Origin of the sequence: Pleomorphomonas oryzae DSM 16300, assembly GCF_000422965.1 — a bacterium.
In the GTDB taxonomy this organism is placed as follows: domain Bacteria; phylum Pseudomonadota; class Alphaproteobacteria; order Rhizobiales; family Pleomorphomonadaceae; genus Pleomorphomonas; species Pleomorphomonas oryzae.
This window is the reverse complement of sequence record NZ_AUHB01000013.1, coordinates 47,826-73,530: the sequence shown is the minus strand read 5'-3', so window position 1 is coordinate 73,530 and position 25,705 is coordinate 47,826. Positions and strand designations below refer to the sequence as shown.

General features: G+C 65.1%; 25 protein-coding genes. 15 read left to right on the top strand and 10 right to left on the bottom strand.

The window, feature by feature from the left end:
• Nucleotides 1-66 precede the first annotated feature (66 nt).
• Entirely contained in the window at nt 67-1,782 is a 1,716-nt protein-coding gene (locus G522_RS30380; protein WP_210162947.1) for an alpha/beta fold hydrolase, read from the top strand.
• Nucleotides 1,779-2,174 carry a hypothetical protein gene (locus G522_RS0119665; protein ID WP_026792511.1) on the top strand — a complete coding sequence of 132 codons (396 nt, stop codon included), beginning with the start codon at nt 1,779-1,781 and terminating at the stop codon, nt 2,172-2,174. The genes G522_RS30380 and G522_RS0119665 overlap by 4 nt, the downstream gene beginning before the upstream one ends.
• Before the next feature lie 3 nt (nt 2,175-2,177).
• Here the strand turns inward: G522_RS0119665 and G522_RS0119660 are convergent, their stop codons facing one another.
• The gene (locus G522_RS0119660) at nt 2,178-3,107 is read right to left on the bottom strand and encodes an AraC family transcriptional regulator (RefSeq protein ID WP_026792510.1); all 930 of its coding nucleotides are present in this window, start codon (nt 3,105-3,107) and stop codon (nt 2,178-2,180) included.
• Nucleotides 3,108-3,235: 128 nt separating this feature from the next.
• On the opposite strand from G522_RS0119660, the gene G522_RS0119655 reads away from it, so the two are divergent.
• The 7 genes from G522_RS0119655 (at nt 3,236) to G522_RS29700 (ending at nt 8,335) form a co-directional block, all read left to right on the top strand.
• Nucleotides 3,236-3,979: an SDR family oxidoreductase gene (locus G522_RS0119655; protein WP_026792509.1), complete on the top strand. Its 744-nt coding sequence runs from the start codon at nt 3,236-3,238 to the stop codon at nt 3,977-3,979.
• A gap of 68 nt (nt 3,980-4,047) precedes the next feature.
• Nucleotides 4,048-4,413: a glutathione S-transferase N-terminal domain-containing protein gene (locus G522_RS0119650; protein WP_026792508.1), complete on the top strand. Its 366-nt coding sequence runs from the start codon at nt 4,048-4,050 to the stop codon at nt 4,411-4,413.
• 84 nt (nt 4,414-4,497) lie between these two features.
• On the top strand, nt 4,498-4,827 hold the full coding sequence (locus G522_RS0119645) for an ArsR/SmtB family transcription factor (RefSeq protein ID WP_026792507.1): 330 nt from the start codon (nt 4,498-4,500) through the stop codon (nt 4,825-4,827).
• Nucleotides 4,824-5,288, top strand: coding sequence for an SRPBCC family protein (locus G522_RS0119640; protein WP_026792506.1), 465 nt, complete (start codon nt 4,824-4,826; stop codon nt 5,286-5,288). The genes G522_RS0119645 and G522_RS0119640 overlap by 4 nt, the downstream gene beginning before the upstream one ends.
• Before the next feature lie 160 nt (nt 5,289-5,448).
• The gene (locus G522_RS0119635; protein WP_026792505.1) at nt 5,449-5,865 is read left to right on the top strand and encodes a GFA family protein; all 417 of its coding nucleotides are present in this window, start codon (nt 5,449-5,451) and stop codon (nt 5,863-5,865) included.
• A gap of 188 nt (nt 5,866-6,053) precedes the next feature.
• A complete protein-coding gene (locus tag G522_RS0119630) occupies nt 6,054-7,250 on the top strand; it encodes a DUF308 domain-containing protein (protein ID WP_026792504.1) in 1,197 nt (398 codons plus the stop codon).
• A 68-nt stretch (nt 7,251-7,318) separates the two neighbouring features.
• Nucleotides 7,319-8,335, top strand: coding sequence for an RHS repeat-associated core domain-containing protein (locus tag G522_RS29700; protein ID WP_084633298.1), 1,017 nt, complete (start codon nt 7,319-7,321; stop codon nt 8,333-8,335).
• A gap of 578 nt (nt 8,336-8,913) precedes the next feature.
• Here G522_RS29700 and flbD read toward each other — a convergent pair.
• From flbD to G522_RS0119585, 7 genes are all read right to left on the bottom strand, one after another.
• Nucleotides 8,914-10,287, bottom strand: a complete 1,374-nt coding sequence (gene flbD / locus G522_RS0119620; RefSeq protein ID WP_026792502.1) for a sigma-54-dependent transcriptional regulator FlbD — start codon at nt 10,285-10,287, stop codon at nt 8,914-8,916.
• A gap of 14 nt (nt 10,288-10,301) precedes the next feature.
• Nucleotides 10,302-10,646 carry a flagellar motor switch protein FliN gene (gene fliN / locus G522_RS0119615; RefSeq protein WP_026792501.1) on the bottom strand — a complete coding sequence of 115 codons (345 nt, stop codon included), beginning with the start codon at nt 10,644-10,646 and terminating at the stop codon, nt 10,302-10,304.
• Complete coding sequence (locus G522_RS0119610; protein WP_026792500.1) at nt 10,643-11,326, bottom strand: FliH/SctL family protein; 684 nt, start codon at nt 11,324-11,326, stop codon at nt 10,643-10,645. Before G522_RS0119610 ends, fliN begins: the two co-directional genes overlap by 4 nt.
• Nucleotides 11,327-11,355: 29 nt before the next feature.
• A complete protein-coding gene (fliG, locus tag G522_RS0119605) occupies nt 11,356-12,420 on the bottom strand; it encodes a flagellar motor switch protein FliG (RefSeq protein ID WP_026792499.1) in 1,065 nt (354 codons plus the stop codon).
• Complete coding sequence (gene fliF / locus G522_RS0119600) at nt 12,421-14,130, bottom strand: flagellar basal-body MS-ring/collar protein FliF (protein ID WP_026792498.1); 1,710 nt, start codon at nt 14,128-14,130, stop codon at nt 12,421-12,423. It abuts the gene before it with no gap.
• 271 nt (nt 14,131-14,401) lie between these two features.
• Nucleotides 14,402-14,677 carry a CtrA inhibitor SciP gene (gene sciP / locus G522_RS0119595; RefSeq protein ID WP_026784035.1) on the bottom strand — a complete coding sequence of 92 codons (276 nt, stop codon included), beginning with the start codon at nt 14,675-14,677 and terminating at the stop codon, nt 14,402-14,404.
• 722 nt (nt 14,678-15,399) lie between these two features.
• Nucleotides 15,400-15,819, bottom strand: coding sequence for a nuclear transport factor 2 family protein (locus G522_RS0119585; protein WP_051228877.1), 420 nt, complete (start codon nt 15,817-15,819; stop codon nt 15,400-15,402).
• 93 nt (nt 15,820-15,912) lie between these two features.
• Between G522_RS0119585 and G522_RS0119580 the strand changes: the two genes are divergently transcribed.
• The 5 genes from G522_RS0119580 to G522_RS0119560 are packed head-to-tail and all read left to right on the top strand — an operon-like array spanning nt 15,913 to nt 20,910.
• A complete protein-coding gene (locus G522_RS0119580) occupies nt 15,913-16,683 on the top strand; it encodes an AraC family transcriptional regulator (RefSeq protein WP_026792496.1) in 771 nt (256 codons plus the stop codon).
• A gap of 49 nt (nt 16,684-16,732) precedes the next feature.
• On the top strand, nt 16,733-17,872 hold the full coding sequence (locus G522_RS0119575) for an efflux RND transporter periplasmic adaptor subunit (RefSeq protein WP_245586693.1): 1,140 nt from the start codon (nt 16,733-16,735) through the stop codon (nt 17,870-17,872).
• Complete coding sequence (locus G522_RS0119570; protein WP_026792494.1) at nt 17,869-18,564, top strand: ABC transporter ATP-binding protein; 696 nt, start codon at nt 17,869-17,871, stop codon at nt 18,562-18,564. Before G522_RS0119575 ends, G522_RS0119570 begins: the two co-directional genes overlap by 4 nt.
• Entirely contained in the window at nt 18,564-19,706 is a 1,143-nt protein-coding gene (locus G522_RS0119565; RefSeq protein ID WP_026792493.1) for an ABC transporter permease, read from the top strand. The genes G522_RS0119570 and G522_RS0119565 overlap by 1 nt, the downstream gene beginning before the upstream one ends.
• Before the next feature lie 4 nt (nt 19,707-19,710).
• Nucleotides 19,711-20,910 carry an ABC transporter permease gene (locus G522_RS0119560; RefSeq protein WP_026792492.1) on the top strand — a complete coding sequence of 400 codons (1,200 nt, stop codon included), beginning with the start codon at nt 19,711-19,713 and terminating at the stop codon, nt 20,908-20,910.
• A 42-nt stretch (nt 20,911-20,952) separates the two neighbouring features.
• On the opposite strand, the gene G522_RS0119555 is transcribed toward G522_RS0119560, so the two are convergent.
• Nucleotides 20,953-21,621, bottom strand: coding sequence for a flagellar hook assembly protein FlgD (locus tag G522_RS0119555; RefSeq protein ID WP_026792491.1), 669 nt, complete (start codon nt 21,619-21,621; stop codon nt 20,953-20,955).
• A 110-nt stretch (nt 21,622-21,731) separates the two neighbouring features.
• Nucleotides 21,732-24,164: a flagellar hook-length control protein FliK gene (locus G522_RS29215; protein ID WP_026792490.1), complete on the bottom strand. Its 2,433-nt coding sequence runs from the start codon at nt 24,162-24,164 to the stop codon at nt 21,732-21,734.
• Nucleotides 24,165-24,467: 303 nt separating this feature from the next.
• Here G522_RS29215 and mnmA point away from each other — a divergent pair, with 303 nt between their 5' ends.
• Nucleotides 24,468-25,622 carry a tRNA 2-thiouridine(34) synthase MnmA gene (gene mnmA, locus G522_RS0119545; RefSeq protein WP_026792489.1) on the top strand — a complete coding sequence of 385 codons (1,155 nt, stop codon included), beginning with the start codon at nt 24,468-24,470 and terminating at the stop codon, nt 25,620-25,622.
• The last annotated feature ends 83 nt before the right edge of the window (nt 25,623-25,705 follow it).

The following is a 25,705-nucleotide window of genomic DNA, read 5'->3' as shown; positions in this document are numbered from 1 at the left end:
ACGACGCTTGGCGTTCGTCGGAGCGCGTCGTTCGTGTGAGGCATTCAACGAGACGGGGCTTTGCCGATGTCGCAACGTTTCCTCAGGGCCGTATGCCTGTTGCTGGTCGCCGCCGGGCCGGCTTTCGCCCTGCCGAAGTGGCAGCAGTTCCCGGCCCCGCCGCCGATGCCGCCGGCCGATCAGAGCGGTTACGCCGAGTTCCGCGGCATCAGCATGTTCTATTCGGTCTATGGCAAGGATAAGGGGGCGCCGATCCTGCTGATCCACGGCGGCATGTCCAGCAGCGACGTCTGGAGCTTCGAGGTGCCGACGCTGGCCCAGCACCATGAGGTGATCGTTGCCGATAGCCGGGGGCAGGGGCGCTCGACCCGTGGTCTTGCCTGGCTGACCTATCACCGGATGGCCGAGGACTATGTGGCGCTGCTCGACATGCTCAAGATCGAAAAGGTGACGCTGGTCGGCTGGAGCGATGGCGGCATCATCGGCATCGACATGGCCATCCATCACCCCAAGCTGCTCGAACGGCTGTTCGCCCAGGCGCCCAACGTCACGCCGGATGGGCTGACGTCGGTCCCGACGATCGATCCGCCACCGCTCTCCGACGACCTGTTGCCCGGCGGCGCCTTCGAAGCCGATCCGGAACGCGAAAAGGCGCACAGGCGTCAGGTGGCGCGCGAGCGCGTGTTCCGTCGCCTCTGGGCGACCGAGCCGAACTATTCGGATGCCGATCTCGCCAAGATCCACGTGCCCACCGCCATTGTCATCGGCGACCACGATCCGGTCATCCGCCCCGCCCATATCGCCCATATCGCCCATGCTATTCCCGGCGCCAAGCTGATCGTGCTGAAGGACGTGGGCCACCCCGCTCATTCGCAGGACCCCAAGCAGTATCTGCAAGCGATCCTGGATTTCATGGGCGAGACGCCGGATGTGGCGCCGGGGCCGGCGGCGAAAGCCGCTCCCAAGCCGGCGCCGCAATCCTCCGCCGCCGTTGCGCAAACCCAGCCAACGGCCGTCCCCAAGGAGGCCAAGCCGCCGGCTGTCGCGCAGGCACAGGCCAAGGCCGCTCCCAAGGCACCGCAGCCAGCCGCTGCCGTTGCGCAGTCGCAGGTGACGGGCGCCAAACCATCACCCGCCGCGCCGCCCCAGGCGAAGGCCGTTTCCAAGGTGGCTCCGCCGTCCGCCGTCGCACAAACCGCGACGGCTCCGAAGGTGCCGCAGCCGCCTGCGGTCGTTGCGCAGTCGCAGGTGACAGGCGCCAAACCATCATCCGCCGCGCCGCCCCAGGCGAAGGCCGCTTCCAAGGCGGCTTCGCCGTCCGCTGTCGCACAAACCGCGACGGCTCCGAAGGCGCCGCAGCCGCCTGCGGTCGTTGCGCAATCGCAGGCGACGGTCGCCAAACCATCATCCGCCGCGCAGCCCCAGGCGAAGGACGTTTCCAAGGTGGCTCCGCCGTCCGCCGTCGCACAAACCGCGACGGCTCCGAAGGTGCCGCAGCCGCCTGCGGTCGTTGCGCAATCGCAAGCGACGGTCGCCAAACCATCATCGGCCGCGCAGCCCCAGGCGAAGGACGTTTCCAAAGCGGCTTCGCCGCCTGCCGTTGTACAAACCGCGACGGCTCCGAAGGCGCCGCAGCCGCCTGCGGTCGCTCAGCCACCTGCTGCCAAGATGGCCAAGCCGCCGATTCTCATCGTGCCGCCGGCCACGGCTGCTACCCTGAAACAGCCCGTCGCCAGCGCCCAAACGGCGGGGCTCGCCACCGACCAGGGGGCGATCCAGTGATCCTGGAGACCTTCGCGCGGGTCTTCGTCGAGGAGGATGCGCTGGAGACGACAGTGGCCTTCTACATCGGCCTCACCTCCGGGCGGCAGACGATGCGCTTCAGCTATCCGGAAGCCGGGTTGGAGATGGCCGCTGTCTCCTCGGACAAGCTGTCCGTGCTGATCATCGCCGGCCCGCCCGAGCGCCGCGCGCCCTTTGAGGCGACGCGGCTGACGATTAAGGTCGATCGGCTGGAGCCGCATATGGACGAGCTGGCGAAAGCCGGCTGTCAACAGCTGGAGCCGATCCAGAAAATGCCGCGCGGCCGCAAGACCCGCTTCCGGCACGCCGACGGCATGGTCGTCGAATACGTCGAGCATGAGGGGGGAGGGGCGGCGGGATCGTCCCCATAAAAGTTAGGTTGCCATCTCCGACAACAGCCGGCGGCGGCCATAGCTTCGCGGGGACGAGCCCATGATCTTCTTGAAGGCCACGCTGAAGGAGGTCTCGGATTCATAGCCCAGCGATGGCGCGATCAGCGAGATGGGGTCCTTGGAGTTGGCGAGCCTTTCGCCGGCCAGCGTCATGCGCCAATGAGCAAGGTAATCCATGGGGGAGGTGCCGACCATCTCCTTGAATTTCTGGGCGAAGGCCGATCGCGACATGCCGACCAGTGTTGCCAGCTCCTGTAGCGTCCAGCGGTGCGCCGGGGCGTCGTGCATGGCGGTAATCGCCGCGCTCATCTGCCGGTCGGCCAGGGCGAACAGCCAGCCGACGCCGCCTTTCAGGCCGTCGGCGAGATGCAGCCTGAGCGCCTCGACCAGCATCACCTGCGCGAGATGCTGCATCACCAGGAAGCCGCCTGGCTGCGGGTCGCGCAACTCCTGCATCGTCCGCTCCACCGGCCAGCGCAGGGCGGCCTGGCCGCATTCGCTTGGGATATGGACGATGGGCGGCAGCGTCCGCAACAGGAGGTCGGCATGACCGCCTTCCAGGGCGAAACGGCTGCTCAACAGACGGACATCGCCGCCTCCGTTGTAGGTGGCGATGCCGGGCTTGCAGGGTGATGAGAAGATGGCACCGCCATCGCCCGCCGCCAGGGCCGGATCGCTGGCAAGGCGGAACGGTCGGCCGCTCGCCAGCAGGAAAGAATCGCCAGTCCTCAGGTGCACGGCGTCGGCCACGCCTTCGACGGTGAGCCAGCATTGGCCGAACACCACCGCGCCGCATTTGATGCCGTCCTGCTGGTCGGGAAACTGGATCGACCAATCCCCGCCGGCGTCGAAACCCGCCGACAGGTAATTGCGCGGCTTCAGCAGCGACAAGACGTTGGAGAGCGGGTCCATGATGCACTCCTGGACGATCGAAGAGAGATCGCGGACTTTACAGCGTAGGCCGTATTCCTCCAAGTCCTTATGTTGACTGTCATGAGCAACAAAAGCTCAGGCAAGACTCTCAACAAGGAGATCCGGTCATGGAACGACATGATGGAAAACGCGTGGTCATCACCGGCGGCACCAGCGGAATAGGGCTGGCCACCGCCAAGCTTCTCATTTCCCAAGGCGCGCGGGTTCTCATCACCGGGCGGACGGAAGCCACGCTCGAAACGGCCCGCGAACAGCTCGGCAACAACGCTATAGCCGTCGAAAGCGATGCCGCCTCTCTCGCCGACATCGATCGGCTGGCCGATCGGGTGAAATCGGAATTCGGCACGATCGACCTCCTCTATGTCAACGCCGGCATAACGCGCTTCATGCCCTTCGAGGCCATGACCGAGGCCGTCTACGACGAGGTTCTCACCGTCAATGCCAAGGGGCCCTATTTCACGGTGCAAAAGCTCGCTCCGCTGATCGCCGAGGGCGGCGCCGTGGTCGTCACCACATCGGTGGTGAATGAGATGGGCTACCCGATGATCAGCGCCTACTCGGCCAGCAAGGCGGCGTTGCGGTCGATGGTGCGAAGCCTGGCCCGCGAGCTTCTGCCGCGCGGCATCCGCGTCAACGCGGTGAGCCCTGGTCCGATCGAAACGGGCATTCTCGACAAGACGCTGCCAAGCGATGTGGCCGCGCAGACCAAGCAGGCGATGACCGAGAACAATCCGATGAAGCGCTTCGGCCGGCCGGAGGAGATCGCCAAAACCGTGGCCTTCCTGGCTTTCGACGCCACTTTCACGACCGGGGCGGAACTTGCCGTGGACGGTGGCGGTTCTCAACTCTGACGCATCGGTCTCCCGGTCCGCAATGGGACCGGGAGACCTCCTTCAAGCCGAACCGACCGGAGGTTCCCATGCTCGAAGTATCTTCAAAGCCCGTCCTGTTCGTCAAGCACACCTGCCCGTTCTGCCTGAAGCTGCGCCTCTATCTGCTGGAGGCCGGCCTGCTCGATAGCGTGATTTTGTGCGAAAGCCGCACGCCGGAGGAAGAGGAGGCCATGAGGGCGGAGCTGTCGCCGCATCTTGCCAAGGTCAGCTATCCGACGGCGCGCTTTGGCGAGGAGTACATGACGGAGTCCGACGACATCATTGCCCGCTTTGCCAGGAACGGCGGCCGGCCGCCGGAGCAGTTGCCGACCTATCAGGCCTATGTCGACGGCCCGTTCGCCCAGCTTCTTGCCCTTCATCGGGAGAATGCCGAGCTCAAGCAGCAGGCCTGAGGCGAAGCGGCGCTCCGAAGCGAGCACTGGCGGCACTGATGCATTAGCATTGACTCATCAATTAGTATTTGCTATTAGATATGCATGAACGAAGCCGCTCCCATCACCGCCGTCATGCGGGCTTTGGCCGATCCCACCCGGCGGGCGGTGTTCGAGCGGATCGTCGGTGCGGAAGAAATCACCGTCGTCGAGCTGACGCGCGGTAGCGGCGTGACGCAGGGCGCCATTTCCCAGCATTTGAAAACGCTGAAACAGGCTGGCCTGGTTGCCGAACGGCCCGAGGGGCGCAACGTCTATTACCGCGCCGAGCCGGGCGGCCTCGAGCCGCTGTTCGACTGGATGAGCCACTATGCCGTGTTCTGGCGCAGCCGCTTTGCCGATCTCAGGACTTTGCTGAAGGAAATCGATCCATGACCGATGTGACTTCCAAACCCGACGGCCAGGAGATCGTGGTCGACGAAGTGTTCCCGCACAGCCGGGAGACGATCTGGAAAGCGCTGACGACGGCCGATCTGATGGGCCGCTGGCTGATGGCGCCCACGGGCTTCGAGCCGGTGGAGGGGCGGCGCTTCACCTACCAGACGAAGCCGGCCGGCGCCTGGGATGGCACCATTCACTGCAAGGTGCTGGAGGTGAAGCCGAACGAGCGCTTTGCCTATGCCTGGAAGGGCGGCGACGAAGGGAACTTCGGCTATGGCTCGCGGCTGGATACGGTGGTCACCTTCATCCTGACCGAGGTGGAAGGCGGCACGCGCCTCCGCCTCATCCATTCCGGCTTCGTGCTGCCGGCCAACGAAGTCGCCTTCAAAAACATGGGCGAAGGCTGGAAGAAGGTGGTGCCGAATATCGGCGCCGTCGCCGGCGAAGCGGACTGAGAGCCTGGCCTAAAACTCTACTGGGGCGGGCATCTAGCTTAGTCTTCTGCGCTTCCGGTGCTCACGAACCTCAAGTTCGCTCCGCTCCGGTTCTCGAAACCATCGCTATCTGCCAGGCACCAGCGAGTTTCGGATCAGGCTCTGACAGCAGGAGAATTCCATGAGCAAGTCCTACACCGGCGGCTGCGCCTGCCGGGCGATCCGCTATGAGATCGCGGCCGAACCGATCGCCATGAACCATTGCCAGTGCCGCGACTGCCAGCGGGCGAGCGGCACCGGCCACGGCTCCTACCTCACCTTCCCGAACCGCCAGGCGGTGACGCTGACCGGCCAGGCGACGGAGTGGGAGATGGTGGGCGACAGCGGCAACACCAAGCGGCGCGGCTTCTGCCCCACCTGCGGCGCGCCCGTCTACATGACCTTCACCGCCATGCCGGACCTCTTCACCATCCACGCCGCCAGCCTCGACGATCCCAGCCGCTTCAAGCCTGACATGGTGACTTACGCGGTGCGTGGCCTCGCCTGGGACTGCGTCGATCCGACCCTGGCGGCCTTCGAGACGATGCCGCCGATGTGAGGAGGCCTGAAGCCGGCGTACGGCCAATTGCGCTGCGAGGGCAACGCGTTGTCTCGTTCGGTCAGGCGCTATTGCAATGCCTCGCCCTTGATTCTCCGGTCTGGCAGCAATCTGTCATCGGTAGATCCCTCTGATTGGCGCCGCCGGTGTAAAACGGTAGCTTAGCAATTCTGGGTGGAGGCTGCGCGATGGATGGGCTTGCTTACAAATTGCTGACGGCGGGCGAACTGGAGTTCGCCGTGATTTTCATCGTGGCGGTGGTCGTGTCTGCGGGCGTTGTCGTGGCCCTGTATCGGCCAGCGTGGACCATGCCCCGTTCGGCCTATTTCCCGGCCTTGTGCGTTTGCGTGGCGGCCGGCCAACTGAGCTATCTGCTTCAGTTCCTGTTTCTCGACGCTCTCAAGCAGCAGCAGCTTGGTCGTCTCGCCTTTGCATATATTCTCATCTGGTTCGCCATCGGCGCCATAACGGGCATCATCTCGGCTGGCAGGTCGCGTGATGCCTTCGGTACGATGATGTGGTGGCCGCTGGTCTTCGTGCCGTTCGCCAACCTGGCCTTGATATTCTACCCGTCACGCGAGAAGCGCCCAAAAGGGATAGGCCGGCGGGTGAGCGGTATTGTGCTGGTGGTCTGCGGACTTGTTCTGGTTGGATTGGCCAGAGCCATCCCCGGCCCGGGCGAAGACTATCTGGCCAGTGTCAGCGCCAGGGTGCGAACGGACACTGAGCTTCGCGACAATGCCATGGTCTACGCGTCCGACAGCAAGGGACTGGAAGCGACCCTGAAGGACATGGTGGCGGACGTGCCACTGCCGGACACCGAGCTGGCAAGAATGCTCAGCATAGAGGTCGAGGGCGATGTTGTCGTGACCACGCAGGAAGTCAAGGACAGCACCTTCGATTTCGACGACACCTGGCGCGACCAGAATACCGGCCGCCTGTGCCTTTCGAAGAACCAGGCGATGTTCATGAAAATGGGCGCCACGATGAAGAACGTCTACCAGTCTTCAAACGGAGAGAAGCGGTCTGAACTGATCATCAATACCGAGACCTGCAATGCCTGGCGCGCGAAAAAGGAAAAGGAAATCATTGCCGACATCGAGGCAATGGAATTGCCCCAGAAGCTCGGCGAGATGGGAGCCATCGTTGGCGCGAGCTACAAGGACAAGACCGTGAGCTACCGCTACGCGCTCAACGTCGTCCCTCCGATGGACGCTTGGAAAGCGGCGGTGAAGGAGCGCATGTGCAACGAGGATAATTTCAAAGTCATGGTTCAGTTGGGCATGACGATCAGAGCCCAGTTCGACGAAGTCAAGGCGGACGGCAATGTTCCGCTCACCGAGCTCGTCATGGACGCCGCCTCCTGCCCAGCCGATCCGTTCTGAGGCGACACTAGCGGCGGCGGCGTTGCCTCCGGTTCAGGCTTAGCGGCGACGCGGTCGCTTCAGTTCCAATGAACCTCCCGGCTTGCCCTCAGGCCGTCGCTGCCAACGGCAACCTGACCTCGGACGGAACGCGCAGCTATAGCTGGGATGCCGACAACCGGCTGATCGGCATCGCCTATCCGGCTACGCCCGGCAAGGCCGCCACCCTTGCCTATGATGGGCTCGGCCGGCGCACCACGATCAGCCACACGCCGGCCGGCGGCGGAGCGGCGGTTGCCACCACCCACGTCTGGTGTGGCGACAAGCCCTGCCAGGCACGCGATGCCTCCAACCAGCCGCAGCGAGCCTATTACACCGAAGGCGAGGGGCTGCTCGGCAACTCGCCGTCATCGCTCTACTACGGCGTCGATCAGCTCGGTTCGGTGCGGCGGGTGTTCGCCAGCCCGAGCAGCGCTCCCACCTATAGCTATGATCCCTATGGTGTACCGCTGCAAACGACCGCCCCGCTCACCGACTTCGGCTATGCCGGCCTGATCAACGAACCGGATAGCGGGCTGGGGCTGGCGAACTACCGAGCGTATGACCCGCGGGTTGGGAGGTGGATCAGCCGGGACCCGATTGGGGAGAGGAGCAGCGCAGAAGGGAATCTCTACGGGTACGTTGAGCAAAGCATCACAAATCGAGTCGACCCAATTGGATTGTGGACTGTTCAGGTTGGCGGTACAGTCAATGGACAATTTGGAGTAGTAAACATTCAGTTCGGGGGAGGAATTGCGGTAGATTCGTCTGGAAACATCGCTGGTTATACGTTTGGCGGGGGCGGTGCTGGGGTCGGAGGAGAGGCATCAGCATCCGCTGGAGTTTCGGTTTCCACTGCCTCAACGGTTTGCGACTTGGGCGGGCCATTCGCCAATCAAAGCATCGCGGGGGGAGTTATTGCATCGGGAAGTGTTGATACATTTGAAGGACTGGAGCGAGGCGGCGTTATTACCGGTGGAGGGGCTTCTGTTGGAATTGGTGCGGGGGCATCAGTAAAAAGTGCAATAACTGGCACCAATATTTATCCTTGGGGAAGGCTATGGTAATGTATTCAAAAGTGAATATCGTTAAGTTTATATTTTTGCTGGTCGGAGTGATAGGGGTGTTGATGCTTTTGCCATTTAATCTACTTATGGATTGGTATCTAAGGTCCCCACACTACATGCCGCCTGCAGATGCAAATATTGAAGTCGTTCTGTGGCTCAATACCCACGTATATATAAATAGAACAACATATTTGATACGAGAATACATGCAACCAGTAGGATTTTTATTGGCAGCTATAGGCTTGCTGTTTTATAGAAAATTGAATCAGAAAAATAGAACAACCTCGTACGACGAAGAATGCGAGTGCTGCTCCCCTGCAAATAACTCTTCCAGGAAGTCAAAGAAAGATCTGATCGGATCGAGTCCTTTATCGGGCGGTTTGGTGACGTAAACTTTGAAGCGACGTTTCAGTCAGACACGCTAGCGTGTGGAAGAGTTTGGAATAGATCTATCATTTGATGTGTAACTGTACCTGACTACCACAGGCGTCAGTCAGACCAAGCGGGTTAGGTCCCAATACAGGAAGCGCCGGCGCTCTTCAGCGGCCGGCGCTACGCGTATCGTTATTCCTGCTTCCTTACGCCGTCGCGATCCGGCTCGTCCCAGGATCCGGCACGTCGATGCCGTCGGCTTCGTATTCGTTGAGCTTGTTTCTGAGCGTGCGGATGGAGATGCCGAGGATCTTGGCGGCGTGGGTGCGGTTGCCGAGGCAGTGGTCGAGCGTGTCGAGGATGAGGTCGCGCTCCACCTCGGCGACGGTGCGGCCGACCAGCGCGCGTGTCACCGCTTCCGCCGTCTGGGCGGCGCGGATGGCCGGGTCGGCCGAGCGCGGCACGGCAGTCTCCATGCGGGCGCCATCGGGCAGGCGGATGGCTTCGACGCCGATCTCCATGCCGCTGGCGAGCAGCACGGCGCGGTGGATGGTGTTCTCGAGTTCGCGAACGTTGCCCGGCCAGCGGGCGGCGATCAGCTCGCGCTTGGCGTCGGCCGACAGCGACCGCTCCGGCATGCCGTTGATCTCGGCATACTTGCGGCTGAAATGCTCGGCCAGCGCCAGGATGTCGGCCGGGCGGTCGCGCAGCGACGGGATCTTCAGGTTGACGACGTTGAGGCGGTAGAGCAGGTCCTCGCGGAAGCGGCCTTCCTTGACGGCGTCGGTGAGGTTGCGATTGCTGGTGGCGATGATGCGGATGTCCACCGGCACCGGCTTGCCGCCGCCGACGCGGTCGATCACCCGCTCCTGGATGGCGCGCAGCAGCTTGGCCTGCAGGCGGACGTCCATCTCGGAGATTTCGTCGAGCAGCAGCGTGCCGCCGGTGGCTTCCTCGAACTTGCCGACGCGTCGCGCCACGGCGCCGGTGAAGGCGCCCTTCTCGTGGCCGAACAGTTCGGATTCCAGAAGGTTCTCGGGAATGGCGGCGCAGTTGACGGAGACGAAGGGCTTGTCGACGCGGGCCGACTTGCGGTGGACGTAGCGGGCCAGCACTTCCTTACCGGTACCGCTCTCGCCGGTGATCAGGATCGACGCTTCGCTGGGCGCCACCTGATCGGCGAGCTTCAGCACCGCCTGCATCGCCTCGTCGCGCACCACCAGGTCGCGGCTGTCGGCGGCGACGGCGGAGAGCACGGCGGCGATCAGCTCGGCGTCGGGCGGCAGCGGGATGTATTCCTTGGCGCCGGCGCGGATGGCGGCGACGGCTGCCTTGGCGTCGGTGGCGATGCCGCAGGCGACCACCGGAACGTGGATGCGTTCCTCCTCCAGCGAGGTGATCAACCGGGCGATCGGCAGGGCGACATCGATCATTACCAGATCGGCGCCGCGCCCCGAGCGCAGCGTCCGAAGAGCGGTGTCGATGGTGTCGGCCTGCAGCACCGAGGCACCCTTGTCCATGGCGATGCGGGTGGCGGCGGTGAGCTGCCCGTTGAGTGAGCCGACGATTAGAAGGCGCATGGGTCTGTCTCCGGTCAGCGCTCGGCTTTGACGATTTCGGTCATCGTCACGCCGAGCTTGTCTTCGACCAGCACCACTTCGCCACGGGCGACAAGGCGGTCGTTGACATAGATATCGATGGCTTCGCCGACCTTGCGGTCGAGTTCCAGGACGGAGCCGGGGGCGAGCTGAAGAAGGTCGGCGACGCCGATGCGGGCGCGGCCGAGAATGGCCGAAACGCGCACGGGAACGTCGAACACCGCCTCGAGCTCGGCGGCCGAGCGGGTGATGGCCTGATCCTCGCCTTCATCGCCGCCGCGCCGGCGTTCGGCGCTGTGGGATTCGAGGTCGATACCCGAAGGTTCGTCGGCGGGGGTCATGGGGCAGCTCCGCTCTGGGACGTTGGGTCGGCCGGGTCAAGGGCCGGCAGGTGGCGGGCGATCGCCGCTTCGATGCCGGCGACGATGGCAGCGTGGTCAAGCACGATACCACCGTCTGCCCACTCAATGCGACAGTCGCCGCGCGCCATACCGGGTTCGCCCAGCACCACCAGGCGGCCTTCGAAGCCGCGCTCGGCGACGAGGCGCTTCAACTCGGTCTGGATCGGCTCGGCATCGGCGTCCGACAGGCGGATCACCAGATGCGGCGCGGCGCGCAACGGCGCGAAACAATCGTTGAGAAGGCCGATGATGCGCTCGCGCGGCTGCCGTTCCACCAGCGTGCCGGCGATCTTGATGGCCACCGTCTCGGCAAGACGCATGGCGTCGGCCTCGATGCGGGCGCGTTCGGTGTCGAGGACGGCGAGGATCGACTGGGCGGCGCTGGCAAGGCGCTGCGCCTCGTCGGACAGGCGCATGGCCTCACGGGCGGTGCGGTCGGCGGCCTGCGCCTCGGCGCTTTCGCGGCCGGCAGCAAGGCCGCGCTCATAGGCGGCAGCTTCCGCCGCGGCAAGACGCGCCAAATGCTCCGGCTCGGGCAGCATGACGGTGGCCGGCACGGCGTCATCACGCGCCGGGGCCGAGAAGTCGGTGTCGAACAGGAAGCGGGCCGGTGCCGCCATAAGCAATTACTCCTTCGCAAGGAGAGCCGTCACATGACGAGCTCGTCCTCGGCCTTGTTCTTGGCAATCATGATCTCGCCCTTGGCGGCGAGATCCTTGGCGAGATTGATGAGAGCGGCCTGGGCCTCGTCGACGTCGCGCAGGCGGACGGCGCCCATGGCTTCCATGTCTTCCTTCAGCATGGCCGAGGCGCGGGCCGACATGTTGGCGAAGAAGAAGTCGCGCACGCCTTCCTTGGCACCCTTCAGCGCCAGCGCCAGCTTGTCCTTTTCCACCTGGCGCAGCAGCGTCTGGGCAGCGCCCGGATCGAGCTTTCCGAGATCGTCGAAGGTGAACATCAGTGCCTTGATGCGGTCGGCGGCGTCGCGATTGTGCTCTTCGAGGGCGGCGATGAACTTCGCCTCGGTGTTGCGGTCGAAGGAGTTGAAGATCTCGGCCATTAGCTCGTGGGCGTCGCGGCGCTGGGTGTTGGTGAGGTTGGACATGAACTCGACGCGCAGCGTCTGCTCGACCTTTTCCAGGATGTCCTTCTGCACCGCTTCCATCTTCAGCATGCGGTCGACCACCTCGAGGGCGAATTCGTCGGGCAGCTTGGACAGGACGCGCGCCGCGTGGTCGGAGTTGATCTTGGAGAGAACGACGGCGACGGTCTGCGGGTATTCGTTCTTCAGGTAGTTGGCGAGCACGTTCTCCTGCACGTTGGAGAGCTTCTCCCACATGTTGCGGCCGGCCGGACCACGGATCTCGTCCATGATGGCGTTGACCTTGTCCTGCGGCAGCACGGCGAGCAGCAGGCGCTCTGTGGTGTCGTAGTTGCCCATCAGCGCGCCGGAGGAGGAGACGCGGGTGACGAACTCGATCATCAGGTCGTCGAGCATGTTGGGGGTGATCGGCCCCAGCTTGGACATGGCAACGGACAGCTGCTTGATCTCGATCTCGTCGAGCAGCTTCCAGATGGGGCCGCCGTAGCGGTCACCGAGGGCGAGCATCATCACGGCGGCCTTTTCGGCGCCGTTCAGGGCGCGGTTCTCGCCGTCCGAGGAAATGGTGAGCGCGTTGCCTTTGGCGACCAGCGCGGTCGGGGAAAGGGCCATTTAGACGGGAACCTCCGACAACCAGTTACGAATGATGATCGCCGCTTCGTTGGGATTGTCGTTGACGAGATCGCCCACCTTGCGCACCTGGTCGAGCTGCTGGGCGCCGACCGCCCTGGCGCTCTCGATGCGAGTGTCATTGGGAAGGGCAGGTACTTCCGACGTGGCGGCCGCAGTCTCGACGCCATCGGGACCGACGACCATCGGCTTGCCGTCAGCGTCGAACATCACCCTCACGGCGTTACGACCGGCAGCCTGCGCCTCGCTGAGGGCGGAGGTGATGGCCGGCAGCGTCTCGTCGTCGATGTCGGAGCCGAGGATGCGGCGGATCAGCGGCCGGACGGCAAACAGCAGAACCAGGAGCGTCACCAGGATCAGCACGCCCATCTCGGCAAAGCGCATGATGTCTTCGCGCGAGAAGTCGAACATCGAGGCGGGCGCGGTGGCAAGGTCGGCCGGGCCGGGCGGGCTGTCGGCGAATTGGAGGTTGACCACCTGCAGCTGGTCGCCGCGCTTGTCGTCGAAGCCCATGGCGGTGCGCACCAGCGCGGTGATCTGGTCGAGCTCGGCCTGCGGGCGCGGCGCGTAGACCATGACGCCCTTGGCATCCGGCGTGTAACGGCCGTCGACCAGCACGGCGACCGACAGGCGCTTGACGCCGCCCACTTCCGACACCTGGGTGCGGGTGGTCTTGGAGATCTCGTAGTTGACCGTTTCCTCGGTGGTCTGGGCGTTGTCCGAGGTCTGCGAGGCGTTGGGGGTCTGCTGCTGGTTGGCGTTGGGGATCTGGTTGCCGGCCGAGACGGGCGGGTTGCCCTGATTGTCCTGGCTCAGCGACTTTTCCTCGCGCGTCTGGGTGGAGCGGACGACCTGGCTGTTGGGATCGAAGGTGTCCTGCGTTTCCTGCACGCGGTTGAAATCGAGCTCGGCGGCGACGCGGACGCGGGCTCTCCCGGCGCCCACCACGCTTTCGACGATGTCGCGGACGCGGCCCTCCACCTGGTTCTGGAAGGTGGAGGTTCGTTCGTCGGCGTTGGAGGCAAGGAAGGAGGCGCTGTTTTCGTCGCCGCTGCCCTGGGCGAGCAGGCGGCCCGTCTCGTCGATCACCGAAATGCGCGACGGATCGAGGCCTGGGACCGCGGAGGACACCAGGTGCTGGATGGCGCGGATCTGGCCGGGATCGAGGGTGCCGCGCGTCTTCAGCACGATGGAGGCGGTGGGCTTCTGCTCGTCCTTCTTGAACAGCTGCTTCTCCGGCAGCACCAGATGGACGCGCGCCTGATCGACCTGGCGGATGGTGCGGATGGTGCGCGACAGCTCGCCTTCCAGGGCGCGCAGCGCGTTGACCGACTGCACGAAGGAGGTGGTGCCGAGCGCGTCGGTCTTGTCGAAGATCTCGTAGCCGACGCTGTCGCCGGCCGGCAGACCCTGCTGGGCCAGCGTCATGCGCGTCTGATCGAGCTTGGTCTCGTCGACCAGGATGGTGGTGCCGTTGTCCTTGAGCGTGAAGGCGGTGCCGGCCGAGGTGAGCTGCTGGGCGATGGCCGCGGAATCGTCGAGGCTGAGGCCGGTGTAGAGCGGCACCTGCTGGATGGCCGAGAAACGGAGCACGATGAAGACGAAGAAGCCGACAAGGCCCAGCGCGACGGCGCCCATGGCCGCCAGCCGACTTGGTCCCAGGCTCTTTACGAATTCTCCAAAACCACCCACGCCGCTTTCCCCATTGTTCGACGCGGCGTGAATCGTCATCGCCGCCGCGGACCAACGCGGCAATTACTTCCACACGCTTATGGTAAACAAGTTATTAACGCCCGACGGCTCGTCGACGTCGAATGCCGGAAAACCGCCAAAACCGGTTTATGAAGATTTGCATTATTCACGGCATTTTTTGCCGGGTGTGGCGAAATTTGCCCAAAAAGGCAAAGGCGACCGATCCGCTGGGGATCGGTCGCCTTTGGAAAAGGACAATCGAAAAACCCGGTTAGGGGCGATATTGCTGAACCCGCGTCGCCCGAAGGCCGGCAAGCCCGTGCTTGTCGATCGACTGCTGCCAGGACAGGAACTCTTCGACCGTAAGGGTGTAGCGCTTGCAGGCTTCCTCCAAAGACAGGAGGCCGCCACGGACGGCAGCTACCACCTCGGCCTTGCGGCGGATCACCCAACGCTGGGTGCCCTCGGGTGGTAAATCGGCAATCGTCAGCGGGCTACCATCAGGCCCTATGACGTATTTTACGCGCGGACGCATCTGCTCGGTCATTCTACTCTCACACAAATCTGACCTTCAGAAGAGCATCCTAAATCAAGCCGTTTAAAAAACGCCTAACTCCCTCGCAAGAATTCGGTAAGATTTTGAACGACTTGCTGAAAGCGCTCTGTTTGCTGCGCTTTAGGAATTGGGGCGCCCATCCGCAGAAACGACGTATTTTTTCCTTTGAAAGATTAACGGAGAGGGCCGGAATGCCGCTTCGGCGCAGTGAGCGGGCCCTTTTGCCGCAGAGGGTGATGCAGGAAATAACTACTTATTTTGCGGGGGGGGGCGGCCAAGCCTGGGCGGAAAGCTGCCGCCGCCGGATCGAGTGAGCCAGATCTTTTATCTCTTCAGTCGCCCTCAACCCGAGTGACTTCCCCCTCGGCAAGCGCAAGTCGGCCTTCAAAAAGGACGAACCGAGCACCTTGCGATAGCCAAGCATGGGGTGCATTGGGCGTCAGAAACCTTGCTGTTCCGACTTGGTAGCCTCGATCATCAGGCGCCCCTTCGACGTTGAGAACGAGACTCCAGGCGTTATGCGCCCAGTCTTCGCCTTGGTGATCGAAGCGAGCGGGTAACGAGAACAGCTGGCCACGGGCTGAATGGGCCGGAGGGCCACTTACCAACCAGTGGAGAAGAACCTTCGCTGTGTGCGTCATTGTGACCCTGCCAAGGTTTGATGGTTGTCCTGTTGGCCGTGCAACAGTCGCATAAGGCGAAAATCGCCGCCATCAAGGCTGTAGTCTCGATCCCAAGTCCCGATCCTGGTCCGCGCCGTCCATGAGGTGGGTGAGTTCGTCCACCAGACTGATGCGCCCGTCGCGAAACTCATAGTAGGCGATGACCTTGAGGCGGATGCGGTCGCCGTTGGTCTTCACGGCCTCGGCGATATGCACCGTCGCGGCGGCGCGGCCGTCGGTAACGATGTGCTCGAAGGTGACGCGGCTAGACGCGAGGCTTGCCTGAAGGGCGGCGCTGTGGGTGAGAAAGCCGGCATAGTCGAGCTCCTTGCCATCGACGCGCTGGACGTAGTCGGGCGTCAGCAGCTCAGCAAAGGTCTCCGGCTTGGTCGTGGGGTCGGTGAAGGCGGCGAACAGCCGCCGCAACAGGTCGTGGACTTCGCTGGTGGTGAGTGGGCTATCCGTGGTCATCGCTGGCTCCTGTCCGCCTTGGATATGCGGAGACTAGCCGGCTGGTCGTTGCGCCGCTAACGTATCGGGGCAATTCAATACGGCTTTGAGGCTATGACCGATTTTCTCATCGATCCCCTCCTGCTGCAGTCCACTGAGGCGCCGATCCTGTTGGCGACCAGCCGCCGGCAGGCCGGCGTGCGGCATACGGAACGGCACAGCCATGGGCGAGGGCAACTGCTCGGCACGTTGCGCGGCGTTGTCAGCATCCGTACCGATCAGAGCCGCTGGCTTATTCCGCCAGTCAATGCGGTATGGCTGCCGCCGCATGTCGAGCACGACTTCATCTCGCACGGCAGCTTTCAGGGCTGGAGCGTCTATGTGGCTGAGGAGGCTTGCGATGCCTTGCCCGGGGCGCCGCGCGTCATCCGCCTGTCGGGTCTCTTGAACGAGGCGGTCGCCCGCGCCGCCGGCTGGGACGACAAGCCGCTGTCGCCGGCCGAGATCAACATCGCCCGCGTCATTCTGGACGAGATCGCCGCGGCGCCGGAAGAGGATCTGGAGCTGCCGATGCCCAGGGATGCTCGGCTGCGGCGCATCGCCCAGGCGATCGCCGAGGGGGGTGCCGAAAGGCGGCGGATGCCGGAATGGGCCGCCTGGGCCGGCATCGCCCCGCGCAGCCTCAGCCGGCGTTTCACCGAGGAAACGGGCCTGACCTTCTCCGCCTGGCGGCGGCGCGTGATGCTGCTGCGGTCGCTGGAAATGCTGGCGGAGGGCAACCCGGTGACCACTGTCGCCCTCGATCTCGGCTATGAGACGGTGAGCGCCTTCATCGAAGCGTTCCAGGCCCAGTTCGGAACGACGCCCGGCCGCTATTTCAAGTAACAGCGATGGCTTCCGAGGTTCTCGATCGCGATCGAGGACGTTCGGGATCGTGTTCAAGGTCGAGGCCGGGCATCGGCGGGTTCATGTTGCCGGCATGAACACGCTCACCGAACACGATCGCCAACTCACCGAAGCGCTCAAATCGCTGTCTCTGGCGCCGATGCCAGAGACGCCCGCGCCTCGCCGCAAAGCTATTCGCTGGGTGGCCGGCGTCGTCGTGGTGGCCGTCCCCGTTGTCGCTGTCCTGGTCTGGCCGGGCACGTTCGGCGACATCAGGGCGGTGCTGCAAGGCCAACCGGACGCGGCCCGGCTTGCGGCCCCGGCAACGGTGCTTTCCGCCGCGCCTGACGCGTCATCGCCGCCTGCCAAAGCACCGGCCGCCGCCCGTGAAATGACCGGCTCGGGCTATGTCATCGCGCCACGACTGACCCACGTCTTTGCCAAATACGAGGGACGGATCACCGGCATCTCGGTCGATGTTGGCGATCGGGTAGAGGCCGGCCAGCTCTTGGTGACGCTGGACAACGTCAGCGCCCGGCTTGCGCTCGAACAGGCCAAGGCCGCCAAGGTTTCGGCCGATCTGGTGGTCGCGGCGCGGCAGATCGCATTGGCACAGGCAGTGGCGACGCTTCGCCGTAGCGAAATTCTGGCGCGCAGCGAAGCGACCTCCAAGAAGGACCTGGAAGAAGCCGAAACGGGCTGGAAGAGCGCGCTCAACGCCGTCGCGCAGGGCCGGCAGGAGGCGGTGCGGGCCGATCTCGCCATCCGCGTCGCCGAGGAACAGCTCGACGAGATGACGGTGCGGGCGCCCTTTGCCGGCACCGTCACCCAGCTCAACGCCCACATCGGCGATACCGTTCTCGCCCGCACCGACAGCGTTCGGGAAAGCCAGAGCCTTCTGGCATTGACCGACACCACCGGCCTGGTGATCGACGCCGACGTGGCGGAGACCAATCTTCCGTGGCTCCGTGCCGGCCTGCGCGGCGAGGCGGTGCTGGATGGCTTTCCAGACCGGCCCTTCGCCGTCGAACTCCAGCGGATCGCGCCGGTCGCCTCGGCGGAGAAAGGCACCATCGGGCTTCGGCTCATCCTCGTCGACCCGCCTGATGGCCTCAGGCCCAACATGGCGGCGCGCATCCGCATCGCCGTCCCCGAAACACCAGGTACAATGGGAGAAGCCCTGCCATGACCGAACGACCGTATATCGCTCTCAAAGGCGTGCGAAAGGGATACAGGCTCGGCGAGCAAGCCATCCCGATCTTCGCCGACCTCAATCTCGACATTCCGCGCGGCGATTTCGTCGCCATCATGGGCCCCTCCGGATCGGGCAAATCGACGCTGCTCAACATGCTGGCCGGTGTCGAAAGCGCCGATGCCGGCGAGGTCAGCATCGGCGGCGCCCGGCTCGACCTGATGGGCGAGGCGGCGCGATCGGCCTGGCGAGCGGGCAACATGGGCATCGTCTTCCAGTTCTACAATCTCCTGCCGATGCTCAACGCGGCGGAGAACGTCGAGCTGCCGCTGCTGCTCCGGCCCATCCCGGCCAGGGAGCGGCGTGCCCGGGTGGAGAGGGTGCTCGATCTGGTCGGCCTTGCCGGACGCGGGAAGCAATATCCGGGGCTGATGTCAGGCGGTCAGCAGCAGCGGGTCGGCATCGCCAGGGCGATCGCCACCGATCCCGATTTGCTGCTCTGCGACGAGCCGACCGGCGACCTCGATCGCGCATCGGCGGACGACGTTCTCGACATGCTGCGCCTCCTCAACCGTGAACTCGGCAAGACCATCGTGATGGTCACCCACGATCCCCGGGCGGCATCGCACGCCCAGCGGACGCTGCATCTCGACAAGGGGCATTTCATCGAGGAGAGGAGGGCCGCCTGATGACGTTTCTCGGTCTTGCCAGGCGCAACGCCTGGCGAAAGCCGCTGCGCACGCTGCTGCTGATGTTCTGCGTCGCCGTCGCCTTCCTGATCTACGGGCTGACCGCCAGCTTCCTCTCGGGAACCCAAGGGGCAGCCGGCGCCAGCGACGATCTTCTCGGGGTGACCAACGCGGCGGGGCGCACGCTGCCGCTGCCGATGGCCTATGGTGCGCGCATCGCCGCCACGCCCGGCGTCGCCTCGGTTGCCCCCATGACGCGCCTGCGCGGGTATGTGGGCGCCCCAAAAAACGTGGTGGCGGTGAGCGCGGTCGACCCGGCGCGGATCGCCGACGTTAACGGCCGCGAGTTCGGCCTGACGCCGGCGCTGATGTCAGCCCTCGGTCAAACGCGGGATCGGGTGCTGGTCGGCCGGGCACTCGCCGAGGCCCAGGGATGGTCGGTCGGCCAGTCGATCACCGTCACCGCCTTCCAGATGGCGAAGAAAGACGGCGGGCGCGACTGGCGGTTCGAGATCGCCGGCATTTTCGACGGCGAGAGTGCCAGTACCGACACCTATTTCATGCTGGCAAGCTACGACTACATCAACACCATCAGGGCGCGCGGCGAGGATACGGTGGATGCTTTCGTCGTGCGCCCGGCAGCCGGCGTGTCCGCCGCCACGCTGGCCACGCGCCTCGACGGGCTGTTCGCTAATTCGGCGGCGCCGACGCGCACCCAATCGGAAAAGCAGTTTCTCGAAGCCTTCCTGCGCCAATATGCCGACATCGGCCTGATCATCGATCTGGTGGTCGGCGCGGCCTTCGTCACGCTGATGATGATCGTCGTCAACACCATGGTGTTTGCGATGCGCGAACGCACCTTCGAGACCGGCGTATTGAAGACGCTGGGTTTTTCCCGAAGGACTATCCTGGCGCTGGTGCTGGGCGAGACGCTGTTCATCTTCATCGTCGGCGGCGCGTTGGGTCTGATCCTGGCAAAAGTCGGCGCCATTCTGGGCGGGCCGATGCTGGGCCTGGTCTTTTCCATGGCCGTGCTCGTCTGGGGCGCCGCGATCATCCTGGCGCTGGGGCTCATCACTGGCCTGATCCCGGCGCTCAATGCCATGCGAACACCGATCACCGCAGCTTTCAGAACGAGGTAAGCCGATGTTGTTCCCCTTCAGACAGACGCGCGTGATGATCAGGGCCAATCTCCTGAGCCTGCCGCGATGGATGGCGATCGCCACCTCCATGGTGTTTTCCGTGGCGCTGGTCGTCTTGGTGCTCGCCGGCTTCCTGTCGATGGCCGCGGGCTTCGAGAGGGCGCTCACCAGCGCCGGATCCCGGTCGGTGGCCGTGATCCTGGGCGGCGGTACGAACCAGGAGACCGGTTCCGATATTCCGGCCGCCGTCATCCGCACCATCGAGGCGATGCGCGGCGATATCGGCGTGGCGCGGGACGCGGCGGGCAATCCGGCGCTGTCGCGGGAAATCGTCGTTCCCGTCGAACTGTCGAACGATCAGGCCGGCGCCAAGATGCTGGCCTTGCGCGGCATGGACCCGACCGGGCCGGCGCTCCGCGATGGCGTTGCGCTGACGGCCGGGCGCTTCGCGAGGCCGGGCGCGCGAGAAATCGTGGTGGGCGACAGCATCGCCAGGGCGTTTGCCGCGCTGGCGGTGGGGCGAGAGGTGCGGCTCGGCGCGGTGACCTTCACGGTGGTCGGACATTTTTCGTCGGGCGGCAGCGCCTTCGAGTCGGAACTATGGGCCGATCTCGATGTCGTGCGCTCCGCCTTCGACCGGCAGGGTGAGGTTCAGAGTGTTCGGGTCCGGCTCGATGGGGCGGGGGGCATCGACAGGTTGAGGTCGGCTCTTGGTGGCCTCACCGCCACGCCACTTGTGGCTGTGGTCGAGGCCGATCTCTATGCCGCCCAATCGGCGGGCACGGCCACTCTCATCCGGTTGTTCGGCTGGCCGATCGCCCTGCTGATGGCGCTCGGCGCCACTGCCGGAGCCATCAACACCATGATGAGTTCGGTTTCCGACCGGACGGTGGAGATCGCCACGGTGCGCGCCCTGGGGTTCAGCCGGCTGTCGGCCTTCGTTGCGACCTGGGTGGAGGCGGCGGTGCTTTCGGCGATCGGCGTCGCCATCGGCCTTGCGGCGTCTTGGCTGATCTTCAACGGATGGCAGGCGAGCACCGTCGGCGCCAATAACGCCAGCCTGTCCTTCCGCCTCACCCTCGATGGGGGCGTTCTGCTGACGACGGCGCTGCTCGGGTTGGCAATCGGGGTGGTCGGCGGCGCCTTGCCAGCCGTTGCGGCGACGCGCCTGCCCTTGACGGCGGCGCTGCGGGCGCGGGGATGAGCGTTGCCGGCTGCATCGGCCGGCGCACCATGTTTTGAGATGTCAGGCCGAGACTTCGGTCAGTGCCGACAGCGGCAGCAGGTGGCCGTTGACCTTGATGTAAGGCTGCGACGAGGAGGTATCCACGGCCTGCACCTTGCCGGTGATCTCGGTGGTGATGGTCACCGCCTTGCCGGCGGTGTCGGTGCCGTTGACGGCGATGGTGAAGGCACCGGTGGACGAGCTGTAGTCGGCACCGTTGGTGCCCTTGCCGTCCCAGGAGAAGGAATTGTTGCCAGCTTTGAGATCGACGCTGCCCTGATAAACCACGCCGCCATTCTCGTCGGTGATGGTCACTTTGGAGCCCGGCGCCGCAGCGGACGAGTTGACCGTCCAATTGGCCTTGCCGCTGTCCATCTTGGTGGTGTCGGAATAGGCGGTGACGGACTTGCCGACGTAGTTGACGAGTTGGAGCGCGGCGCTCGAGGTCATCGAGTCCATCATCGACTTGAGATTGGCGTTGGTCTGAATCTGCTGTTCGACCGAGGAATACTGAACGAGCTGCTGGGTGAAGCTGTTGACGTCCATCGGCGACAGCGGGCTTTGCGTCTTGAGCTGCGTGGTGAGCAGCGTCAGAAACGTGGTGTAGTTCGACGTCAGCGATTTGGTCGCCGAGGACGCGTTGTCCTGGGTGCTCGTGTTCTTCGAATTGCCGACACCGGATACGCTCATGATCGTCTCCTGATACTCTTTACTCAGACGCTGATGGTTGTGTGGACCTTGGTACTGTTTCTTTTTGCATTCGCTTGGTCCGAAAAGTCTGCAACTTTTCGGGCGAATGCCTAGACGCTGATATCAATGCGGCCGGTGCCACGCGCGCGATAGGTGACGGGGCTCACGGTCGGCTGGGTATCGTCCTCGGTCCTGACCCTGACGGCGGCGTTTGCCTGGGCCTGACGAGATTGCTGCTGCTGTTGTTGCTGTTGCTGCTGGTCCTGGCGGGCGAAGGAGGCCGACCGGTCCTGCTGGCCGTCCTGGCGCATCGAAAGGGACACCGAACCATCCTTCACCTCGAAACCGGCGTCGCGCAGCGTCTGTTCGATGTGCCGCTGATCGCGCGACAATGCATCGAAGGTGTCTCGGCGCTCGACGACCAGATGGGCCTTGGCGCTGCCGTCGGCGGAGAAATCCACCTTGACGTCGACCTTGCCGAGTTCGGCCGGATCGAGCCGCACCGAGAAGCTGGTTTCGCCGGCCTTGACGTGGCGAACGATGGTGGCCCCGACGTCATCGAGCTTGACGGCTGCGCCTGTGGTGCTGGTCGTCGCGGTGGAAGCCGTGGCGGACGTGGTGGTCTGGCCGGCGGGGAGGGCGGCGGTCTGGGTGCCGGCAGTATCGGTATGCGTGGAGCTGACGCCAGCGTCGCGCAGACGATCGGCGAAGGCGCGGGCGGCGCTGGACACGCCGCTCACTGTCTTCGACTTGGCAAGCCCGTTATCGGCCGCCTGATTGGGGGCGACGCCGTTGTCGCTCGCGGACGTGCGGTCGCCGGTGGCATCGGTGGCGCTCACCGACTTGTCGGACGCGGCACCCTTGGCATTGGCCGGCTTGATGTTGGCGGCTGCCGCGATGGCGCCGGCGTTGGCCGCCGCGTCGCTCTGGGCGACATCGGTGGCGGCAGTGGCGACGTTGGTGGCCGCAGTCTGACCGCTGGCGGTGACCGGCGGCAGGGGCGCGCGGGCCGTCGCTGCCGATGAGGTGGTGTCGTCGGCGGCGGTGGCACTGTCATCGGTGGCTGCTGTCGCCGGCTTGTCGGCGGAAACCGCCGGCTTCGGGGCACTGACCGAGACGACGCTGGCCGGCTGGGCCGCGGTGGTCTCGGCATCGACGGCCTGCTGGCTGGCGGCGGTCACGGGGACGGCTGCGCTGGCGGCCGTTGCCGGGGCCGTCATCGGCTGGGCGACGGTGACCTTCGGCATGTCGGCGACCGGCTTGTTGGTCGAGACATCCGGGGTCGAAGCGGTCGTGGTCGAAGCGGTCTGCGGGACGGTGTTGGCCGATGCGCTGTCGACGGGCATGGCGAGCGGAGGGGCGACGGCTTCCGGCGACGGCTGGCGCGTCACCGTCATGTCAATCACCGGCTGCGTGCTGGTTTTCGACGTGTCGGTGACCGGAGCGGTCTGTGCGGCGACCGGCGCCACGGGCAAGTCGGCAGTGGTCGGCGCGGCGACGGGGGTGGTCGCGGCGGCTGTCGTGTCGGTGGGCGCGGCGGCCGGCGTCGACGCAGCCGGCGTCGCGGCGGCGGCCACGGCATCGGCGATGAGGGCGGCGGCGGTCTGGTCGGCCGTGACGGCCGGCTTTGCGGTCTGCGACACGGCAGTCTGCGGCGCGGCAGGCTGCGGCGTGGTGGACTGCGCGGGGACGGGCTGCTCGGGAGCGACAGCCGTCATCGCCGCCTTGAGTGCGGCAAGCGCCGCGTCGTCGGTCGAGGCGTTGGCGGTGGAGGCGGCCGCGGCAGTCGCGGCGGCAGTGGCAGCCGCGGTGGCGTTATCAGTGGCCGGTTGTGGCTGCGCCGGTGTTGCGGCACCGGCGGCGGCATCGGCCAGGGCCTGCTGGAAGCCTTCGGCGGGGGTGGACGCCTGGGGCAGTGGCGCGGCAGCGGGGGTGGTCGCTGCCGCGTTGAGCGCGGCGACGGCATCGTTTCCGCCTTCCGATTGCAGACCGGTATAGGCCGACCAGAAATTGGCGAGATCGAGCGGCACGGCGACCAACTGAGCGGCGGCTGCCGGATCGGCCTGAGCAGCCTCGCCGGTGGCAGCGACGTCGGCAGTCTGGGCGTCCTGCGTATCGTCGGTGGAAGGCGCGGCGGCATCGGTGGTGGCAGGGGCCTCGCGCTGGGCGCTGCGGCGAGACGACGTGGCATCGCCACGGTCGGCGCTACGGTCGGCGGCATCATCGGCGCGGTCGGCCCGGCGATTGGCGGCGCGCTCGGCGCGGTTGGCCCGGCGATCGGAGCTATTGTCGGCGCGGTCGGTCCGGCGGTCGGAGCTGTTATCGGTCTGGCGGTCGGAGGTGCTGTCGGTGCGGTCGGCCCGCTGGGGTGGGGTCACATCGCGCGCCGCCGTCTGCTGGCTCGTCGGCTCGTAATCCGTGGCGTCGGCCACCATGTCGCGGAAGTTGTTGCCGACGTCCTTGCTGACGGCGACGCTGGAGCTGGCCGCCACCGATGGGGTGGCGGGCTGGGGGAGCGGCAGAACGGGAGCGACAGTGGCCATGGACGGATCCGTTACACGCGAGACAAACTCAGTCCCTTGACGATGTGCAAAGTCAGGGCCAACGCCTCGAAGCGGGGCGTCTGGCTACAACTCCTTGATATGGAATGGCTTTTTATGCAGGGCGGTCAACGTGCGCGGCAAACGTCGTTCCGTCCGGCCGGCAAGGCTTGCCGCTACCCGGCAGAATTGACCCAGCCATGCCGGCACGGCTCTGGAGCTTGTCGGCCAAAGCAGCTATTAGGAACGAGTTGTGAGCGGAGCGGGCCGGCAGCGCCGGCGCCAGACATCCGCCGGAAAGACGCCATGCTGAACTCGCTCGATCTCGAAGGCCGCCCAGAGGATACCCGTATCGTCGTCGCCATGTCCGGCGGTGTCGATTCATCGGTCGTGGCCGGCGTTCTGAAACGCGAGGGCTATGACGTCGTTGGTGTGACGCTGCAGCTCTACGACCACGGCGAGGCGATTCATCGCAAGGGTGCCTGCTGCGCCGGTCAGGACATTCATGACGCGCGCGACGTGGCGGCGCGGCTCGGCATTCCCCATTACGTGCTCGATTACGAGAGCCGGTTCCGCGAGGCGGTGATCGATCGCTTCGCCGAGAGCTACATCGCCGGTGAGACGCCGGTGCCCTGCGTTGCCTGTAACCAGACGGTCAAGTTCTCCGACCTCTTGGATACGGCGCGCAACCTCGGCGCCCAGGCGCTGGCGACCGGCCACTATGTGCGCTCGCGCCTCCTGGACGGTCATCGCGCCATGTATCGGCCGGTCGATCTCGACCGCGACCAGAGCTATTTCCTGTTCGCCACCACCCAGGATCAGCTCGACTTCCTGCGCTTCCCGCTCGGCGGCCTGACCAAGCCGGAAACCCGAGCGATCGCCCGCGATCTCGGACTGGAGGTGGCCGACAAGCACGACAGCCAGGACATCTGCTTCGTGCCGCAGGGCAAATATGCCGACGTCATCGAGAAGCTGAAGCCGGAAGCGGTGGCAGCCGGCGACATCGTCCATGTCGATGGCCGGGTACTTGGCCAGCATACCGGCATCATCCATTTCACCGTGGGCCAGCGGAAGGGCCTTGGCGTCGCCACCGGCGAACCGCTGTTCGTCATCCGCCTCGATGCCGCCAGCCGGCGGGTGGTGGTGGGGCCGCGCGAGGCGCTGATCACCCATCGCCTCACCTTGCGCGATCTCAACTGGATCGGCGGCAACACGCTGGAGGCCGAGATCGACAGCGGCCGCACGGTGTTCGCCAAGGTGCGCTCGTCGCGGCCGCCGCAGGCGGCGATGATCGTCCGTCAGGACGGGCGGGTTGCCGTCGAGCTCTTGGACGGCGAGCAGGGAATCGCGCCCGGCCAAGCCTGCGTGCTCTATGACGCGCCAGGTGATGAGGCGCGCGTTCTGGGTGGCGGCTTTATCGACGCCACCGCCTCGCTCAGGACCTCGCTGGCGGCGGAGTGAGGGCAGGGCGCCCGGGCCCCTCGCCGGCGTGTTCCCTGCCGGTCCGAGCCCCAATCGACCATGGAGTCTCATCTCGTCCGAAC

Bases quoted from the DNA above. Each gene is read 5' to 3' on its own strand.
- G522_RS30380 (WP_210162947.1), top strand. From the start codon at position 67: ATGTCGCAACGTTTCCTCAGGGCCGTATGCCTGTTGCTGGTCGCCGCC.
- G522_RS0119660 (WP_026792510.1), bottom strand. From the start codon at position 3,107: ATGGACCCGCTCTCCAACGTCTTGTCGCTGCTGAAGCCGCGCAATTAC.
- G522_RS0119655 (WP_026792509.1), top strand. From the start codon at position 3,236: ATGGAACGACATGATGGAAAACGCGTGGTCATCACCGGCGGCACCAGC.
- G522_RS0119650 (WP_026792508.1), top strand. From the start codon at position 4,048: ATGCTCGAAGTATCTTCAAAGCCCGTCCTGTTCGTCAAGCACACCTGC.
- G522_RS0119645 (WP_026792507.1), top strand. From the start codon at position 4,498: ATGAACGAAGCCGCTCCCATCACCGCCGTCATGCGGGCTTTGGCCGAT.
- G522_RS0119640 (WP_026792506.1), top strand. From the start codon at position 4,824: ATGACCGATGTGACTTCCAAACCCGACGGCCAGGAGATCGTGGTCGAC.
- G522_RS0119635 (WP_026792505.1), top strand. From the start codon at position 5,449: ATGAGCAAGTCCTACACCGGCGGCTGCGCCTGCCGGGCGATCCGCTAT.
- G522_RS0119630 (WP_026792504.1), top strand. From the start codon at position 6,054: ATGGATGGGCTTGCTTACAAATTGCTGACGGCGGGCGAACTGGAGTTC.
- G522_RS29700 (WP_084633298.1), top strand. From the start codon at position 7,319: ATGAACCTCCCGGCTTGCCCTCAGGCCGTCGCTGCCAACGGCAACCTG.
- flbD (WP_026792502.1), bottom strand. From the start codon at position 10,287: ATGCGCCTTCTAATCGTCGGCTCACTCAACGGGCAGCTCACCGCCGCC.
- fliN (WP_026792501.1), bottom strand. From the start codon at position 10,646: ATGACCCCCGCCGACGAACCTTCGGGTATCGACCTCGAATCCCACAGC.
- G522_RS0119610 (WP_026792500.1), bottom strand. From the start codon at position 11,326: ATGGCGGCACCGGCCCGCTTCCTGTTCGACACCGACTTCTCGGCCCCG.
- fliG (WP_026792499.1), bottom strand. From the start codon at position 12,420: ATGGCCCTTTCCCCGACCGCGCTGGTCGCCAAAGGCAACGCGCTCACC.
- sciP (WP_026784035.1), bottom strand. From the start codon at position 14,677: ATGACCGAGCAGATGCGTCCGCGCGTAAAATACGTCATAGGGCCTGAT.
- G522_RS0119585 (WP_051228877.1), bottom strand. From the start codon at position 15,819: ATGACCACGGATAGCCCACTCACCACCAGCGAAGTCCACGACCTGTTG.
- G522_RS0119580 (WP_026792496.1), top strand. From the start codon at position 15,913: ATGACCGATTTTCTCATCGATCCCCTCCTGCTGCAGTCCACTGAGGCG.
- G522_RS0119570 (WP_026792494.1), top strand. From the start codon at position 17,869: ATGACCGAACGACCGTATATCGCTCTCAAAGGCGTGCGAAAGGGATAC.
- G522_RS0119565 (WP_026792493.1), top strand. From the start codon at position 18,564: ATGACGTTTCTCGGTCTTGCCAGGCGCAACGCCTGGCGAAAGCCGCTG.
- G522_RS0119560 (WP_026792492.1), top strand. From the start codon at position 19,711: ATGTTGTTCCCCTTCAGACAGACGCGCGTGATGATCAGGGCCAATCTC.
- G522_RS0119555 (WP_026792491.1), bottom strand. From the start codon at position 21,621: ATGAGCGTATCCGGTGTCGGCAATTCGAAGAACACGAGCACCCAGGAC.
- G522_RS29215 (WP_026792490.1), bottom strand. From the start codon at position 24,164: ATGGCCACTGTCGCTCCCGTTCTGCCGCTCCCCCAGCCCGCCACCCCA.
- mnmA (WP_026792489.1), top strand. From the start codon at position 24,468: ATGCTGAACTCGCTCGATCTCGAAGGCCGCCCAGAGGATACCCGTATC.